General features: G+C 74.3%; 12 protein-coding genes. 11 read left to right on the top strand and 1 reads right to left on the bottom strand.

Going from position 1 to position 13965, the window contains the following annotated elements:
- Positions 1-91 precede the first annotated feature (91 nt).
- Both ACIQK6_RS10210 and ACIQK6_RS10205 read left to right on the top strand, forming a co-directional pair.
- Entirely contained in the window at positions 92-1228 is a 1137-nt protein-coding gene (locus tag ACIQK6_RS10210; protein ID WP_329098356.1) for an acyl-CoA dehydrogenase family protein, read from the top strand.
- Positions 1225-1623, top strand: coding sequence for a RidA family protein (locus ACIQK6_RS10205; protein WP_329098354.1), 399 nt, complete (start codon positions 1225-1227; stop codon positions 1621-1623). The genes ACIQK6_RS10210 and ACIQK6_RS10205 overlap by 4 nt, the downstream gene beginning before the upstream one ends.
- 515 nt (positions 1624-2138) lie before the next feature.
- On the opposite strand, the gene ACIQK6_RS10200 is transcribed toward ACIQK6_RS10205, so the two are convergent.
- Positions 2139-3509 (bottom strand): aminopeptidase P family protein, encoded by a 1371-nt coding sequence (locus ACIQK6_RS10200; RefSeq protein ID WP_329098352.1) that lies wholly within the window; start codon positions 3507-3509, stop codon positions 2139-2141.
- A gap of 173 nt (positions 3510-3682) precedes the next feature.
- Between ACIQK6_RS10200 and ACIQK6_RS10195 the strand changes: the two genes are divergently transcribed.
- The 9 genes from ACIQK6_RS10195 (at position 3683) to ACIQK6_RS10155 (ending at position 13945) form a co-directional block, all read left to right on the top strand.
- Positions 3683-6067: a collagenase gene (locus ACIQK6_RS10195; RefSeq protein WP_402694649.1), complete on the top strand. Its 2385-nt coding sequence runs from the start codon at positions 3683-3685 to the stop codon at positions 6065-6067.
- A 100-nt stretch (positions 6068-6167) separates the two neighbouring features.
- Complete coding sequence (locus ACIQK6_RS10190; RefSeq protein WP_329098349.1) at positions 6168-7370, top strand: FAD-dependent oxidoreductase; 1203 nt, start codon at positions 6168-6170, stop codon at positions 7368-7370.
- Positions 7370-7681 (top strand): (2Fe-2S)-binding protein, encoded by a 312-nt coding sequence (locus tag ACIQK6_RS10185; protein ID WP_329098348.1) that lies wholly within the window; start codon positions 7370-7372, stop codon positions 7679-7681. The genes ACIQK6_RS10190 and ACIQK6_RS10185 overlap by 1 nt, the downstream gene beginning before the upstream one ends.
- A gap of 49 nt (positions 7682-7730) precedes the next feature.
- The gene (locus tag ACIQK6_RS10180) at positions 7731-9194 is read left to right on the top strand and encodes an NAD(P)/FAD-dependent oxidoreductase (protein WP_402694681.1); all 1464 of its coding nucleotides are present in this window, start codon (positions 7731-7733) and stop codon (positions 9192-9194) included.
- 75 nt (positions 9195-9269) lie between these two features.
- Complete coding sequence (locus ACIQK6_RS10175) at positions 9270-10184, top strand: dihydrodipicolinate synthase family protein (RefSeq protein WP_329098347.1); 915 nt, start codon at positions 9270-9272, stop codon at positions 10182-10184.
- 17 nt (positions 10185-10201) lie between these two features.
- A complete protein-coding gene (locus tag ACIQK6_RS10170; protein WP_329098345.1) occupies positions 10202-11206 on the top strand; it encodes a proline racemase family protein in 1005 nt (334 codons plus the stop codon).
- Positions 11203-12222, top strand: coding sequence for a proline racemase family protein (locus ACIQK6_RS10165; protein ID WP_329098343.1), 1020 nt, complete (start codon positions 11203-11205; stop codon positions 12220-12222). Before ACIQK6_RS10170 ends, ACIQK6_RS10165 begins: the two co-directional genes overlap by 4 nt.
- Before the next feature lie 29 nt (positions 12223-12251).
- Positions 12252-13160 (top strand): ornithine cyclodeaminase family protein, encoded by a 909-nt coding sequence (locus ACIQK6_RS10160; RefSeq protein ID WP_329107566.1) that lies wholly within the window; start codon positions 12252-12254, stop codon positions 13158-13160.
- A 71-nt stretch (positions 13161-13231) separates the two neighbouring features.
- On the top strand, positions 13232-13945 hold the full coding sequence (locus tag ACIQK6_RS10155) for a GntR family transcriptional regulator (RefSeq protein ID WP_329098342.1): 714 nt from the start codon (positions 13232-13234) through the stop codon (positions 13943-13945).
- Positions 13946-13965 lie beyond the last annotated feature (20 nt).

Here is a 13965-nt window from a genome sequence, read left to right as displayed (position 1 = left end):
GGTTCCCCCGGCCACGGCCGGAGGTCCTTCCAGGAGCGTATCGTGATGGTGACGGCAGTCAACAGGACGCGATAGATGCGGGGATGTTCGGATGACCGGATTCGCGCTCGGGGTGGACCAGGAGGAGTGGTGCGGGCAGTTGCGCGCACTGGCGGTGCAGCGGCTGCGGCCACTGGCCGAGAAAGGGGAACCGGGGCGGGTCAACCGGCCGCTGCTGGCGGCGCTGGGGGAGCTGGGCCTGCTGGAGCGGGTGTTCGCCTCGGGCGCGCTGGAACTGTGCCTGCTGCGGGAATCCCTCGCCTACGGTTGCACGGAGGCCGAGACGGCGCTGGCCCTGCAGGGGCTCGGGGCGTACCCGGTCCTGCGGGCCGGGAGCGAGGAGCAGCGGGAGCGCTGGCTGCCGCGGGTGCGCACCGGGCGGGCGGTCGCGGCCTTCGCGCTGAGCGAGCCGGGGGCGGGCTCGGACGCGGCGGCGCTGGCGTTGGCCGCGACAGCCGATGCGGCGGCCGCCGGGGGTGGCTGGCGGCTCAGCGGTGAGAAGTGCTGGATCTCCAACGCCCCCGAGGCGGATTTCTACACCGTGTTCGCCCGAACGGGGGAGGGACCGGGGGCGAAGGGGGTCTCGGCCTTCCTGGTCCCGGCCGACCGCCCCGGACTCTCCGGCGCACCCCTGGACATGCTCTCCCCGCACCCCATCGGCTCCCTCGCCTTCGACGGGGTGCCGGTCGGCCCGCGGGACCTGCTCGGCGAACCCGGACGGGGCTTCCGCGTCGCGATGGACACCCTGAACCTCTTCCGGCCGAGCGTCGGCGCCTTCGCGGTGGGCATGGCCCGGGCCGCGCTGGACGCGACGCTCGCGTACACGGCGGACCGGACCGCGTTCGGCGGAACGCTGAGCGATCTCCAGGCGGTGGCGCACCGGGTGGCCGAGATGGCCACCCGTACGGAGGCGGCCCGGCTGCTGGTGTACGCGGCGGCCGGGGCCTACGACCGGGGGGCCGGGGACGTCCCGCGCCGGGCGGCGATGGCGAAACTGCTGGCCACCGAGACGGCCCAGTACGTGGTCGACCACGCGGTCCAACTGCACGGCGCGGTCGCGCTCCAGCGCGGCCACCTGCTCGAACACCTCTACCGGGAGGTACGGGCACCGCGGATCTACGAGGGGGCGAGCGAGGTGCAGCGCACGATCATCGCGAAGGAGCTGTACGGGGCGGTGGCGGCGCGATGAGCCTGGAGCGGATCAATCCGGCGGAGCTGTCGCCCGCGACGGGTTTCTCGCACGCGGTCGCGGCGACCGGCAGCCGGCTGGTGTTCCTGGCGGGCCAGACCGCCCTGGACGGGGCGGGCAAGGTGGTGGGCGAGAGCCTGCCGGAACAGTTCGAGGTCGCCCTTGCCAACCTCCTGGCGGCCCTGGCCGCGGCGGGCGGCACCCCGGCGGACCTGGCCCGGGTGACGGTGTACGCGGTGGACGTGGCGGCGTACCGGACCCACGCGGCCGAACTGGGCCGCATCTGGCGGCGGTCGGCGGGCCGTGACTATCCGGCGATGGCCGTCATCGGCGTGGTCCGCCTCTGGGACGACGCGGCCCTGGTCGAACTGGACGGGGTGGCGGTCCTCGCCTAGGGGCTCCCGCGGGGGTTGCTGTGCGGTGCGGGGTCGCTGCGCGGTGCTTGGCTGTGGCTGGTCGGGGGTGTTGGGGCTTGGCCCCGTCTCCTGCGCCTCAAGCGCCGGCGGGGCTGGGTGGTGTGGGGCGGTGCCCCGCCGGAGTGTCTCCTCGGCTCGCGCGGTGCGGCATGTCGCGGTGGTGCTCGGTGGTGCGCGCTCGTCCTGCGGGGACACTCCGGCGTGTCCCCGCCCCACGGCAGGGCTCCGACAGTGTCACCCGGACCCACGGACCGCCGGCCTCGTTCCCGGAGCCGGCCCGACGCGTGGGGAGCGGGGACGGGGAGGGGTGTCCCCGCAGGACGAGCGCGCAACCACCGCGCACAGCCGAGACGTGCCCGCCTGGCGCGAGCCGAGGAGACATCCCTCCCCGGCCCCGCGGACCGGCCCACACCGGGCCCGGATCCCGGCCCGCAGGCCGACCCGGACCCGCCCCGCGGAGCGACCCGCACCGGCCTCGCGGAGTGACCCGTCGGTCACCGTTCCAGCAGGTGGCCCATCCAGTCCTCGATGCCGGCCACCGTGCGCGGCAGCGCGCCCGACATCAGGCGGGCGCCGTTCGCCGTGATGACCAGGTCGTCCTCGATGCGGACGCCGATGCCCCGCAGCTCGGCCGGGAGGGTTTCGTCGTCGGGCTGGAGGTAGAGGCCCGGCTCCACCGTCAGGACCTGGCCCTCCTCCAGGACGCCGTCCAGGTAGGTTTCCGCCCTCGCCTTCGCGCAGTCGTGGACGTCCAGCCCCAGCATGTGGCCGCTGCTGCACAGCGTGTACCGCCGGTGCAGGTCGCCCTCCGCGTCCTTCAGGACGCCCCACTCCGCCAGCCCCTCCGCGATCACCCGCATCCCGGCCCGGTGGAAGTCCCCGAAGCTCGCCCCCGGGCGCAGCGCCGCGATGCCCGCCTCCTGGGCGGCCAGGACCAGTTCGTAGACCTGGCGCTGGACGGGGGAGAAGCGGCCCGACAGGGGGAGGGTGCGGGTGATGTCCGCCGTGTAGAGGGTGTCCGTCTCCACGCCCGCGTCCAGGAGGAGCAGTTCCGTCCCGTTCAGCCGGCCGTCGTTGCGGATCCAGTGCAGGGTGCAGGCGTGGGCGCCGGACGCCGCGATCGTCTCGTACCCGGTGCCGTTGCCCTCGGCCCGGGCGCGCAGGCCGAAGACCCCCTCGATCCAGCGCTCGCCGCGCGGGTGCGCCAGCGCGCGCGGCAGGGCCCGTACGACGTCTTCGAAGCCCGCCGTCGTGTGGTCGACGGCCAGCTGGAGCTGCTCGACCTCCCACGCGTCCTTCACCAGGCGCAGCTCCGAGAGGGCGGAGGCGAGTTCGGCGTCGGTGGCCGCGTTGCGGCCGGCCGGTGAGCCGAGTTCGTCCAGGTGGGCGCAGCGGATGCCGGTGAGGCGTTCGGCCTCCGCGAGGTCCGGCCGGCGGCCCACCCAGAACTCCCCGTACCGACGGTCCCGGTAGAACTCCCCGTCCCCGTCCGCCCGCGGCGAGCGCGGCCGCAGGTGCAACACGGCCTCGTGGGCGTGCGGGCCCGACGGCTCCATGACCAGGACGTGGCCCGCCTGGTCCTCGCCGGTGAGGCCGGTCAGCCAGGCGTACGCGCTGTGCGGGCGGAAGCGGTGGTCGCAGTCGTTGGAGCGGACCTTCAGCTCCCCGGCCGGGACGATCAGCCGCTCGCCCGGGAAGCGGGCCGAGAGCCGCGCCCGGCGGGCCGGGGTGACGGCATGGCCGGGGACGCGCGCGGAGTAGGGCAGCGGGGTCGCGGCCCAGTGGCCCGCCATGAACCGGGACAACTCCGGGGACACCGGGCGGTCGTGACTGCCCGTGTTGAGGCGGGTGGACGCGTCGGTCACGAGGACTCCCTCAAGAAAGATGCGAACTGGTGGGCGCACAGGTCTTGTCAGTGCAATTTCACATTACTATGTTACAGCTCACACCGCGGCACGTTAATCCCCGTCAAACGCCGTGTGACGCAGGGCAGTTCACGCACCACCCCCCACCTCGCCTCTCCCTTCAGGAGTCCTCGGTGCTCAAGCACAGAGCTGTGCGCTCTTCCCTCCTCGCCTCCGCCGTGGCCGTGACCCTCCTCGCCACCGCGGGGCAGGCCACCACGCAGGCCGCAGAGTTCGCGGCCCCGGCCACCTTCACCGGCGCACAGGCCGCCCCCGCCACAGCCCCCGGCCCCACGGGGAACCCGTTCGACGAGGTCGACCGCCTGGCCGACCAGAAGGACAACACCCCCGCGCCGGCCCCGGCCCCCGGCGGGCAGGACATCACCGGGCAGGTCCCCGGTGCGGCCACACCCGCCGCCGCGCCCGTCGACGACCTGCAGAAGCGCGGCAAGGCGGTCCAGGCGGCCCCCACCGCGAAGAGCGTCGCCGCGGGCGTCCCCTGCACCCTCGACGGGATCACCGGCCTGACCCCCGAGCAGTTCGCCGACTTCCTCGGCGACCAGGCCGTCCTCGCCGACGGCTGTCTGCGCGGGCTCATCTGGACCTGGGACGCCCGCCTGGCCCCGGTCATGTCGGACGCGCACGTCCAGGCCGTCTCCCGCCGGATATCCGGCTTGGCCGCCGCCCATGACGGGCGCAACTCCTCCCATCTGGAGGAGATGTTCACGTACCTGCACGCGGTCGCCTACCACGACTACTCGCGCTCCGAGATCGACGTCACCGACGCCCCCACCGTCGACGCCATGCGCCGTGCCATCGCCGACTTCGGCGCCGCCGCCCGCACCTTCGACGCGACCCCCAGCAATGCCCGCACCCTGCGCGAGGCCCTTTACGCAGGCAGCGCACCCGGCCTGCGCCAGCACCAGCTCGGCCTCATCAAGAAGGTGCTGGCCACCATGGACCCGGCCCACCCGGCCACCCACCTCGACGCGGGCTGGGCGGGCGCCGCGCTGGCCGCGCTCTCCGTCACCTACCTGGGTGTCTACCCGGGCAACCAGGACGCCGCCTTCCACTCCGCGGTGGCCGCCGACGCCTCCTACCGCGACGCCTTCAAGGCCTTCTCCACCTACACGCACCTCAAGGGCACGGGCAACGCCTGGGTGGTGCGCGACGCGTTGAGCGAGTACGCCCGCTTCGGCCAGGTCGAGGGCCTGCGGGAGCGGGTCGTCGCCGACCTCGGCGCGATGCTCGGCCCCGTCCGCGCCGCCTTCGGCGACGGCAGCGAGCCGTGGGCCAAGGTCGTCTCCTGGCTCAACTTCTACGAGGCCTGCAAACCGTACGGGGTGTGCAAGGAGGACATCGAGAAGCAGCTGTTCCCCTACACCTACTCCTACGACAACGGCGCCATCAAGGTCCGCACCGCCCTGGACCGGGCCACCGTCGACCAGCTGTACTACGCGAGCAAGCAGGTCAAGGCCCAGTACCACCGCGTGCTCGGCACCGACCAGCCGCTCGCGGGCGACCCCAACTCCACGCTCAACATCGTGCTCTACGCCTCCCGCGCCGACTACGTGAACTACCACCCGATCCTGACCGGCTACGGCACCAACAACGGCGGCATCTACATCGAGAACGGCGCCACCTTCTACACCTACCAGCGCCGCGTCCCCCAGGACTCCTCCCTCACCCTCGAGGAGCTCTTCCGCCACGAGTACACGCATTACCTCAACGGCCGCTTCGCGGTGCCCGGCTTCTTCGGCCAGGGCCCCTGGTACGAGGGCGACCGGACGACCGCCATGGACGAGGGCACGGCCGAGTTCTTCGACGGCGCCACCCGCGACAACGGCATCGCCGTCCGCAAGTCCCTCGTCAAGAGCATCATCAGCGACACGGCCGGCGGCGGCCCGCGCATGAGCGTCGAGCAGCTGCTGAACGCCACTTACGACGGCGACGGCTTCCGCTTCTACAGCTACGCGGGCACCTTCTTCGAGTTCCTGTGGACCGAGAAGCCCGCGCTGCTGCGCGAGATGTACGCGCACCTGCGGGCCGACGACGTGGCGGCGTACGACGCCTGGCGCCACCGGACGGGCGCGGACACCTACCTCCAGCGCGACTACGACCGTTTCCTGGACGCGCAGATCGCCAAGGTCGACCAGCTCCACGTGCCGAACACCTCCTTCACCCCGAACGACCGGCTGCGCGACGCGGCGCTCGCCTCGGTGAAGTCCTCCTTCGCCACGGCCACGTACAACACCCCGGACTGCGTGGAGAACGGCGACCCGGGCAAGCGGCGTTTCACCTGCACCGGCCGGATCACCGCGAACCTGAAGAACTGGCGCAGCGACGACCAGAACTTCAAGGACATGTCGGAGACGGTCGACTACTTCATCCTCGACCGGGCGGGCGCGGCCTCGAACAACCTCGCCGACATGAACTGTTCCTTCGGTCCGGTGGAGATCTGGACCAACAAGGTCGCGGGCACCTCCAGTTACAGCTGCGAGGGCCCCCTCCGCAGCTGATCGGCACCCGCCCGGCACCGGACCGGTCCCGCATCCGAGGGGGGTGCGGGACCGGCCCGGGCATCTGGGCAGGCCCTAAAGAATGTGACATATTACTGTCGTGCTCAAGAGACACTCCCTGGACGCCGTGATCATCGGCGCCGGCGTCGTCGGGGCGGCCTGCGCCCACTACGCGGCCCGCGCCGGACTCTCCGTGGCCGTGGTCGACCGGGGCCCCGTGGCGGGCGGCACCACCGGTGCCGGCGAAGGCAACCTGCTCGTCTCCGACAAGGAGGCGGGACCCGAACTCGACCTCGCCCTGCTGTCCACCCGCCTGTGGACCGAACTCGCCGCGGTCCTCCCGCCGGACATCGAGTACGAGCCCAAGGGTGGGCTCGTCGTCGCCCCCGACGAACGGACCGTGAAGGCCCTGCGGCACTTCGCGGAGGGCCAGCGCGCGGTCGGCGTCGACGCGGTCGAAGTGGCGGCGGACACTCTGCACGACCTGGAGCCGCACCTGGCCCCGGGTCTGGCGGGCGGTTTCCACTACCCGCAGGACGCTCAGGTCCAGCCCGCCCAGGCGGCGGCCCGGCTGCTGGCCGCGGCGCGCGCCCCGGGTGCGCCAGGAGCCCCGGCCGCCGAGGTGTACCTCGGCGAGGAGGTGACGGAGATCCTGCTGGACCGGGGCGCCGTCCGCGGGGTGCGCACGCGGCGCCGCGAACTCCTGGCCCCGGCCGTGGTCAATGCGGCCGGCACCTGGGGCGGCCACATCGCCTCGCTGGCCGGGGTCACCCTGCCCGTCCTCCCGCGCCGCGGCTTCGTCCTGGTGACCGAACCGCTGCCGAGGGTGGTCCGGCACAAGGTCTACGCCGCCGACTACATCGCGGACGTCGCCAGCGGCTCCGCCGCCCTGCAGTCCTCGGCGGTGGTCGAGGGCACCCCGTCCGGCCCGGTCCTGATCGGCGCCACCCGGGAGCGGGTCGGCTTCGACCGCACCCTCTCGACGGAGGCCCTGCGCCGCTTGGCCGCCCAGGCGGCGGCGCTCTTCCCCGTCCTGGCCGACGTCCGGGTCATGCGCGCCTACCACGGCTTCCGCCCCTACCTGCCCGACCACCTCCCGGCGATCGGCCCGGACCCGCGGCGCCCCGGGCTGCTGCACGCCTGCGGCCACGAGGGCGCGGGCATCGGCCTGGCGCCCGCCACCGGAGCGCTGATCGCCGCCGCCCTGACGGGGGCCGAACCGCCGCTCCCCGCCCACCCGTTCCGTCCGGACCGCTTCGCCGTGGACCCGGCCGCCACCGACACCCCTGAGGAGCAGCACTGATGCGCAGCCCCCGCGCGCTGGTCGGCGGCAGCCCGGCAGCCGCGCACGAGATCACCTTCGATGGCCGGGAACTGCCCGCCCTGCCCGGCCAGAGCATCGCTGCGGTGCTCTGGAGCGCGGGCGTCCTCGCCTGGCGGACCACGCGGGAGGGCGGCGCCCCGCGCGGAGCGTTCTGCGGGATCGGTAGCTGCTACGACTGCCTGGTCACCGTCAACGGCCGCCCGAACCAGCGCGCCTGCCTGGTCCCGGCCCGGCCGGGGGACTCCGTCACCACCCAGGAAGGAACCGGCCGTGCCGACCTCGCCGTCTGAGCCCGCCGGTCGCGCGGGTCGCGCGGATCCCCCCGCCGCGTCCGCCGCCGTGTCGGAGCGGGCATCTGCCGCCGGTCCCGCGCCCGCCGGCGCGGGTCCGGTCGACCTGGCCGTCGTCGGGGCCGGTCCGGCGGGCCTCGCCGCCGCCGTCACGGCCGCCGGCCTCGGCCTGCGGGTGACCCTCCTCGACGCGGGCGACCGCCCGGGCGGGCAGTTCTACCGCCACCCCGCCCCGGGCCTGGGCGCGGCCCGACCCGAGGCGCTGCACCACGGCTGGGCGCAGTTCGCGACCCGCGAAGCCGCCCTGCGCGCCCACGAGTCGGCCGGCCGGATCACCTACCTCCCGCTCCACCACGTGTGGACGATCGTCCCGGGCGGGGCGGCCGGGGACCGCCGCGGGCACGCCGCGCCCGCCACCGAGTGGATCCTGCACGCCGTCGCCGGTCACGCCCCCGAGGAGCGGGCCGCGACCGTCACGGCCCGGGCCGTGCTCATCGCCACCGGCGCCTACGAGCGGCAACTGCCCTTCCCCGGCTGGACCCTGCCGGGAGTGGTCGGGGCCGGCGGGGCGCAGGCCATGCTCAAGGCAGGGCTGGTCCTACCGGGCCGGCGGGTGGTCGTCGCGGGCAGTGGGCCGCTGTTGCTGGCCGTGGCCGGGTCGCTCGCCGCCGCCGGAGCCGTCGTGCCCGCCGTGGTGGAGGCCGCCGCCTACACCGCGTACGCGGGCCGGGTCCCCGCCCTGCTGCGCAACCCCGGCAAGCTCGTCGAGGCCGCCACCTACGGCGGGGCGCTGGCCCGCCACCACGTCCGGCTCCTCACCCGGCACGCCGTCACCGAGGCGCACGGCACCGACCGGGTCGAGGCCGTCACCGTGGCCCGGCTCGACCGCGACTGGCGACCGCTGCCCGGTACCGGCCGCCGGATCCCCTGCGACGCCCTGGCCGTCGGCCACGGGCTGGTGCCCCAGCTGGAACTCGCCACCGGCCTCGGCTGCGCAACCCGCACCGGCCCGGACGGCACCGTCGCCCTCGTCCTCGACGCCGAGCAGCGGACCTCCGTCCCGGGCATCTGGTCGGCGGGTGAGACCGGTGGCATTGGCGGGGCCCAACTGGCCCTGACCGAGGGCGAACTGGCCGCGCACTCCATCGCGGGTGCGCTGCCCGGGTCCCGGCTCACCCGCGGCCGGGCCCGGCTGCGCGCCTTCGCCGACGTGATGGCCGCAGCCCACCGTCCCGGCGAGGGGTGGACCGGCTGGCTCCGCGACGACGCCGTCGTCTGCCGCTGCGAGGAGGTGTCGGCCGGGCGGATCCGCGAGGCCGTGGGCGACCTCGGCGCGCGGGACGCCCGCAGCGTCAAGCTCCTCACCCGGGCCGGCATGGGTTGGTGCCAGGGCCGGATGTGCGGCCCGGCCGTCGCGGCCCTGGCCGGGGAGGAACCCGTGCCCGACCGGCGGCCGCTGTCCTGCCCCGTTCCGTTGCGCCACCTCGCCGAACTTCCCTGCGCCGAGCACTGATCGGGGCGCCGCGGCCCTTGTGGCCGCGCCACACCCGCTAGTAAAATGTCACACACCACACTAGGGAGCTCTCACATGACCCACGCGCACACCCCCGCGCCCCGCACCCGCCCCTGGCACGGAATCATGGTCGCCACCGCGCTCCCGATGCGCGAGGACCTCACCGTCGATCACGACGCGTACGCCGAGCACGTGGCCTGGCTGATCGCCAACGGCTGCGACGGCGTGGTCCCCAACGGCTCCCTGGGGGAGTACCAGACCCTCACCGACGAGGAGCGGGCGGCCGTCGTGCGCACCGCCGTCGAGGCGGCCGGCGACGGCGCCCGCGTCATGCCCGGCGTCGCCGCCTACGGCAGCGCCGAGGCCCGCCGTTGGGCCGATCAGGCCGCCGAGGCCGGCGCCGGCTCCGTACTCCTGCTGCCCCCCAACGCCTTCCGGGCCGACGAGGACGCCGTACGCGCCCACTACGCCGAGGTCGCCCGCGCCGGGCTGCCCGTCGTCGCGTACAACAACCCCATCGACACCAAGGTGGACCTGACCCCGGACCTGCTCGCCCGGCTCCACGCAGACGGGTCCATCGTCGCCGTCAAGGAGTTCAGCGGGGACGTGCGCCGCGGCTACGAGATCGCCGAGCTCGCCCCCGGCCTCGACCTGCTGATCGGCGCCGACGACGTCCTCCTCGAACTCGCCCTCGCGGGCGCCGTCGGCTGGATCGCCGGCTACCCCAACGCCCTGCCGCGCTCCTGCGCCCAGCTCTACCGGGCCGCCGTCGCCGGGGACCTGGAGACCGCCCTGCCGCTCTACAAGTCCCTGCACTCGCTGCTGCGCTGGGACTCCAAGACCGAGTTCGTCCAGGCCATCAAGCTCTCCATGGACCTGGCCGGGCGCCCCGGCGGCGCCACCCGCCCGCCGCGCTTCCCGCTCACCGGCGAGACCGAGGCCGCCGTCCGCGCCGCTACCGAGAAGGCCCTCGCCGAGGGCCTCAACTAGTCACCGGGGGACCGCACATGCGTACGCGCCACGTCTACCACGCGGTGGACTCGCACACCGAGGGCATGCCGACCCGGGTCATCACCGGAGGAGTCGGGGTGATCCCCGGCGCCACCATGGCCGAGAAGCGACTCCACTTCATCGAGCACACGGACCACGTCCGGACCCTGCTCATGTACGAGCCGCGCGGGCACTCCGCGATGAGCGGCGCGATCCTGCAGCCCCCGACCCGCCCGGACGCCGACTACGGGGTCCTCTACATCGAGGTGTCGGGCCTGCTCCCCATGTGCGGGCACGGCACCATCGGGGTCGCCACCGTCCTCGTCGAGACCGGCATGGTGCCGGTCGTCGAGCCGGTCACCACCGTCCGGCTCGACACCCCGGCCGGGCTGGTGAGCGTGGACGTCCGGGTCGAGGACGGTGCGGCGACCGCCGTCACCCTCACCAACGTGCCCTCCTTCAGCGTCGGCCTCGACCTCAAGACCGAGGTCCCCGGCTTCGGCGCGCTCACCTACGACCTGGCCTACGGCGGCAACTTCTACGCCTTCGTCGAACTCGATTCCCTCGGGCTGCCCTTCGACCGGGCCCGGCGGGACGACCTGCTCGCCGCCGGCCTCGCGGTGATGGACGCGATCAACGCCGGCCCCGACCGGCCCGTCCACCCCGAGAACCCCTCCATCGCCGGGGTCAAGCACGTCTACCTCGCCGCCCCCGGCTCCGACGCCCACCGCTCCCGGCACGCCATGGCCATCCACCCCGGCTGGTTCGACCGCTCGCCCTGCGGTACGGGGACCAGCGCGCGGATGGCCCAGCTGCACGCCCGCGGCCTGCTGGAGCTCGGCGCGGACTTCGTCAACGAGTCCTTCATCGGAACCGAGTTCACCGGCCGGCTGGTCGGAGAGACCACCGTCGGCGGCCTCCCGGCCGTGGTCCCCACGGTCACCGGCCGGGCCTGGATCACCGGCACCGCCCAGTACTTCCTCGACCCCACCGACCCCTTCCCCGGAGGGTTCCTCCTGTGATCACCGTCCGCACGGTGGACTACCACACCGCCGGCGAGCCCTTCCGGATCGTCGACTGCGCACGGGAAGGGATGCCGCCGGTCCCCGGGGACACCGTCGCCGAGCGCTGCGCCACCGTCATCGGCCCGGGCGGTTCCGGGACGGCCCCGCGCCGGGGCGCGCTGGACGACGTACGGCGCCTGCTCGTGCAGGAGCCGCGCGGGCACGCCGGGATGTACGGAGGGTTCGTGGTCCCGGCCGACGACGACGGCGCCCACTTCGGCGTGCTGTTCTGGCACAAGGACGGCTACTCCACCGCCTGCGGCCACGGCACCATGGCCCTCGGGGTCTGGGCCGTGGACACCGGCCGGGTCGCGGCCCCGGACGACGGGGACGCCCCGGTGCGCATCGACGTACCGTCCGGGCGGGTCACCGCCACCGTCCACCGCGGCGGAGGCCGCACCACCGGGGTCACCTTCCGCAACGTCCCGGCCCGGGTCGGGGCCCGCAAGGTGCCCGTCGCCACCTCGTTCGGACTCGCCGAGGTGGACATCGCGCACGCCGGGGCCTGTTACGCCGCCGTCCGCGCGCGCGACCTCGGCCTGGACGTCAACCGGGCGGCGCTGCCCGCCCTGGTGCGGGCCGGACAGGAGATCAGGGCGGCGCTGGCCACCCACCCCGCCACCTGGCACCCGGCCGGCCCGCTGCTCTCCGGGGTCTACGGGGTGATCCTCCACGAGGAGCTGCCCGACACCCCCTTCGGGCCCCACCAGCGCAACGTCACCGTCTTCGCCGACGGGCAGATCGACCGCTCGCCCTGCGGCTCCGGCACCTCGGCGCGGCTGGCGCTGCTCGCCGAGGACGGGCGGCTCGGCCCGGGCGAGGACCTGCTGCACGAGTCGGTCACGGGCACGGTGTTCACCGGGCGGATGCTGGACGGCGGGGTCACCGAGGTCACCGGAACCGCCCACCGCACCGGCGAACACGCCTTCGTGGTCGACCCGCACGACGCCCTCGGCACCGGATTCCTCCTGTGACGGGCGTCCCCCAGCTCGCCGCCGGACCGATGGCCGCCCTGCTCGGTCCGGCGGCGGCCGCCGACGCCGTGGCCGCCGCCCTGCACGGCGGCCTCGACCCGGAGAGCTGCCCGCCGCGTTCCGCGATCGACGTGCCGGGCGGGGGCGAACTGCTCCTGATGCCCGCCGCGTCCGGCGCGTACGCCGGGGTGAAGATCGCCGGGGTCGCGCCCGGGAACCCTACGCGCGGGCTGCCCAGGATCACCGGCTCCTACCTCCTCCTGGACGGGCCCACCCTGCGCCCGCTGGCCCTGATGGACGGCGCGGCGCTGACCACCCTGCGCACCCCGGCGGTCTCCGCCCTCGCGCTGCGCCACCTGGCGCCCGCCGGGCGGCCGCTGCGCCTGGTGCTCTTCGGGTCGGGGCCGCAGGCGCACGGGCATCTGGAAGCGGTGCTGGCCGTGCGGGAGTTGGCCGAGGTGGTGGTGGTCGCCCGAGACCCGGGGGGCGCGGAGCGGCTCGCCGCGTACGCCCGCACCCTGGGCCCGGCCGCCCGGACCGGCACCCCGAAGGCGGTGGCCGACGCCGACCTGGTGATCTGCTGCACCACGGCCCGGGAACCGCTCTTCGACGGGCGCCTCGTCGGGCCGGAGGCCACCGTCGTCGCCGTCGGCTCGCACGAGCCGACGGCCCGGGAGACGGACACCGCCCTCGTGCGACGGGCGGCGGTGTACGTGGAGTCCCGGGCGGCGGCGCTGCGCGAGGCGGGGGACCTGCTGGTCCCGGAGGCCGAGGGGGCCATCGGGCCCGGTCACATCACCGGCACCCTCGCCGATCTGGTGGGCGGCCGGATGCCGGTGGGCGGGCCGCGGAGTTGTCCACAACTCTTCAAGAGCGTGGGCATGGCCTGGGAAGATCTCGCTGTGGCGGTCGCGCTGTACGAGGCCGCCGGAGTGTGAGCAGCGCAACGTGACATTGTACGCTGGTCCTCTCCTCGTCGGCGGTGTACGGGGGTCTCGGAGGAAATGCAATGGGTGACCTGAAGCAGCACAGTCTCATCAAGGCCCAGGAACGCCTCCGCGACCAGGTCGGGCACGCCCTGCGGGCCGCGCTGATAGCGGGTGAGCTGCGCCCCGGGAGCGTCTACTCCGCACCGGGCCTCGCGGCCGAACTCGGCGTCTCGGCCACCCCCGTCCGCGAGGCCATGCTCGACCTGGCCCGGGAAGGGCTGGTCGAGCCGGTCCGCAACAAGGGCTTCCGGATCACCGAGGTCAGTGAGCGCGACCTGGACCAGTTCACCGAGCTGCGCACGATGATCGAGGTGCCGACCATCGGCCGGATCACGAAGATCGCCACGGCCGAGCAGTTGGAGGCGCTGCGTCCCGTCGCCGAGGAGATCGTCACCAGCGCGCGCGAGCACAACCTCATCGGCTACCTGGAGGCCGACCGCCGCTTCCACCTCTCCCTGCTGGCCCTCGCGGGCAACGACCGGCTGGTGGAGACGGTCGGCGACCTGCGCAAGCGGTCCCGGCTCTACGGACTGACCGGCCTGGACGAGGCCGGCAAGTTGGTCTCCTCGGCGGAGGAACACATCGAGCTGCTCGACCTGATGCTGAGCGGCGACGCCGAGGCGGCGATGGAGTGCATGCTCCGCCACCTCGGCCACGTCCGCTCCCTGTGGGCCCAGGGCCGCGACGAACCGGTCGGTCGCGTCCCCGGAGGCCTCGGCTCCGGTCTCCAGTAGCCTCCCGGCGCTCGGCGCCG

It is taken from the genome of Streptomyces sp. NPDC091682 (assembly GCF_044756625.1).
GTDB lineage: Bacteria > Actinomycetota > Actinomycetes > Streptomycetales > Streptomycetaceae > Streptomyces.
The sequence above is the reverse complement of the archived record's forward strand: the minus strand, read 5'-3'. Positions and strand labels throughout refer to the sequence as shown.

Excerpts from the sequence above, each read along its gene's own strand:
- ACIQK6_RS10210 (WP_329098356.1), top strand. The coding sequence starts at position 92 with ATGACCGGATTCGCGCTCGGGGTGGACCAGGAGGAGTGGTGCGGGCAG.
- ACIQK6_RS10205 (WP_329098354.1), top strand. The coding sequence starts at position 1,225 with ATGAGCCTGGAGCGGATCAATCCGGCGGAGCTGTCGCCCGCGACGGGT.
- ACIQK6_RS10185 (WP_329098348.1), top strand. The coding sequence starts at position 7,370 with ATGCGCAGCCCCCGCGCGCTGGTCGGCGGCAGCCCGGCAGCCGCGCAC.
- ACIQK6_RS10175 (WP_329098347.1), top strand. The coding sequence starts at position 9,270 with ATGACCCACGCGCACACCCCCGCGCCCCGCACCCGCCCCTGGCACGGA.
- ACIQK6_RS10170 (WP_329098345.1), top strand. The coding sequence starts at position 10,202 with ATGCGTACGCGCCACGTCTACCACGCGGTGGACTCGCACACCGAGGGC.
- ACIQK6_RS10160 (WP_329107566.1), top strand. The coding sequence starts at position 12,252 with ATGGCCGCCCTGCTCGGTCCGGCGGCGGCCGCCGACGCCGTGGCCGCC.
- ACIQK6_RS10155 (WP_329098342.1), top strand. The coding sequence starts at position 13,232 with ATGGGTGACCTGAAGCAGCACAGTCTCATCAAGGCCCAGGAACGCCTC.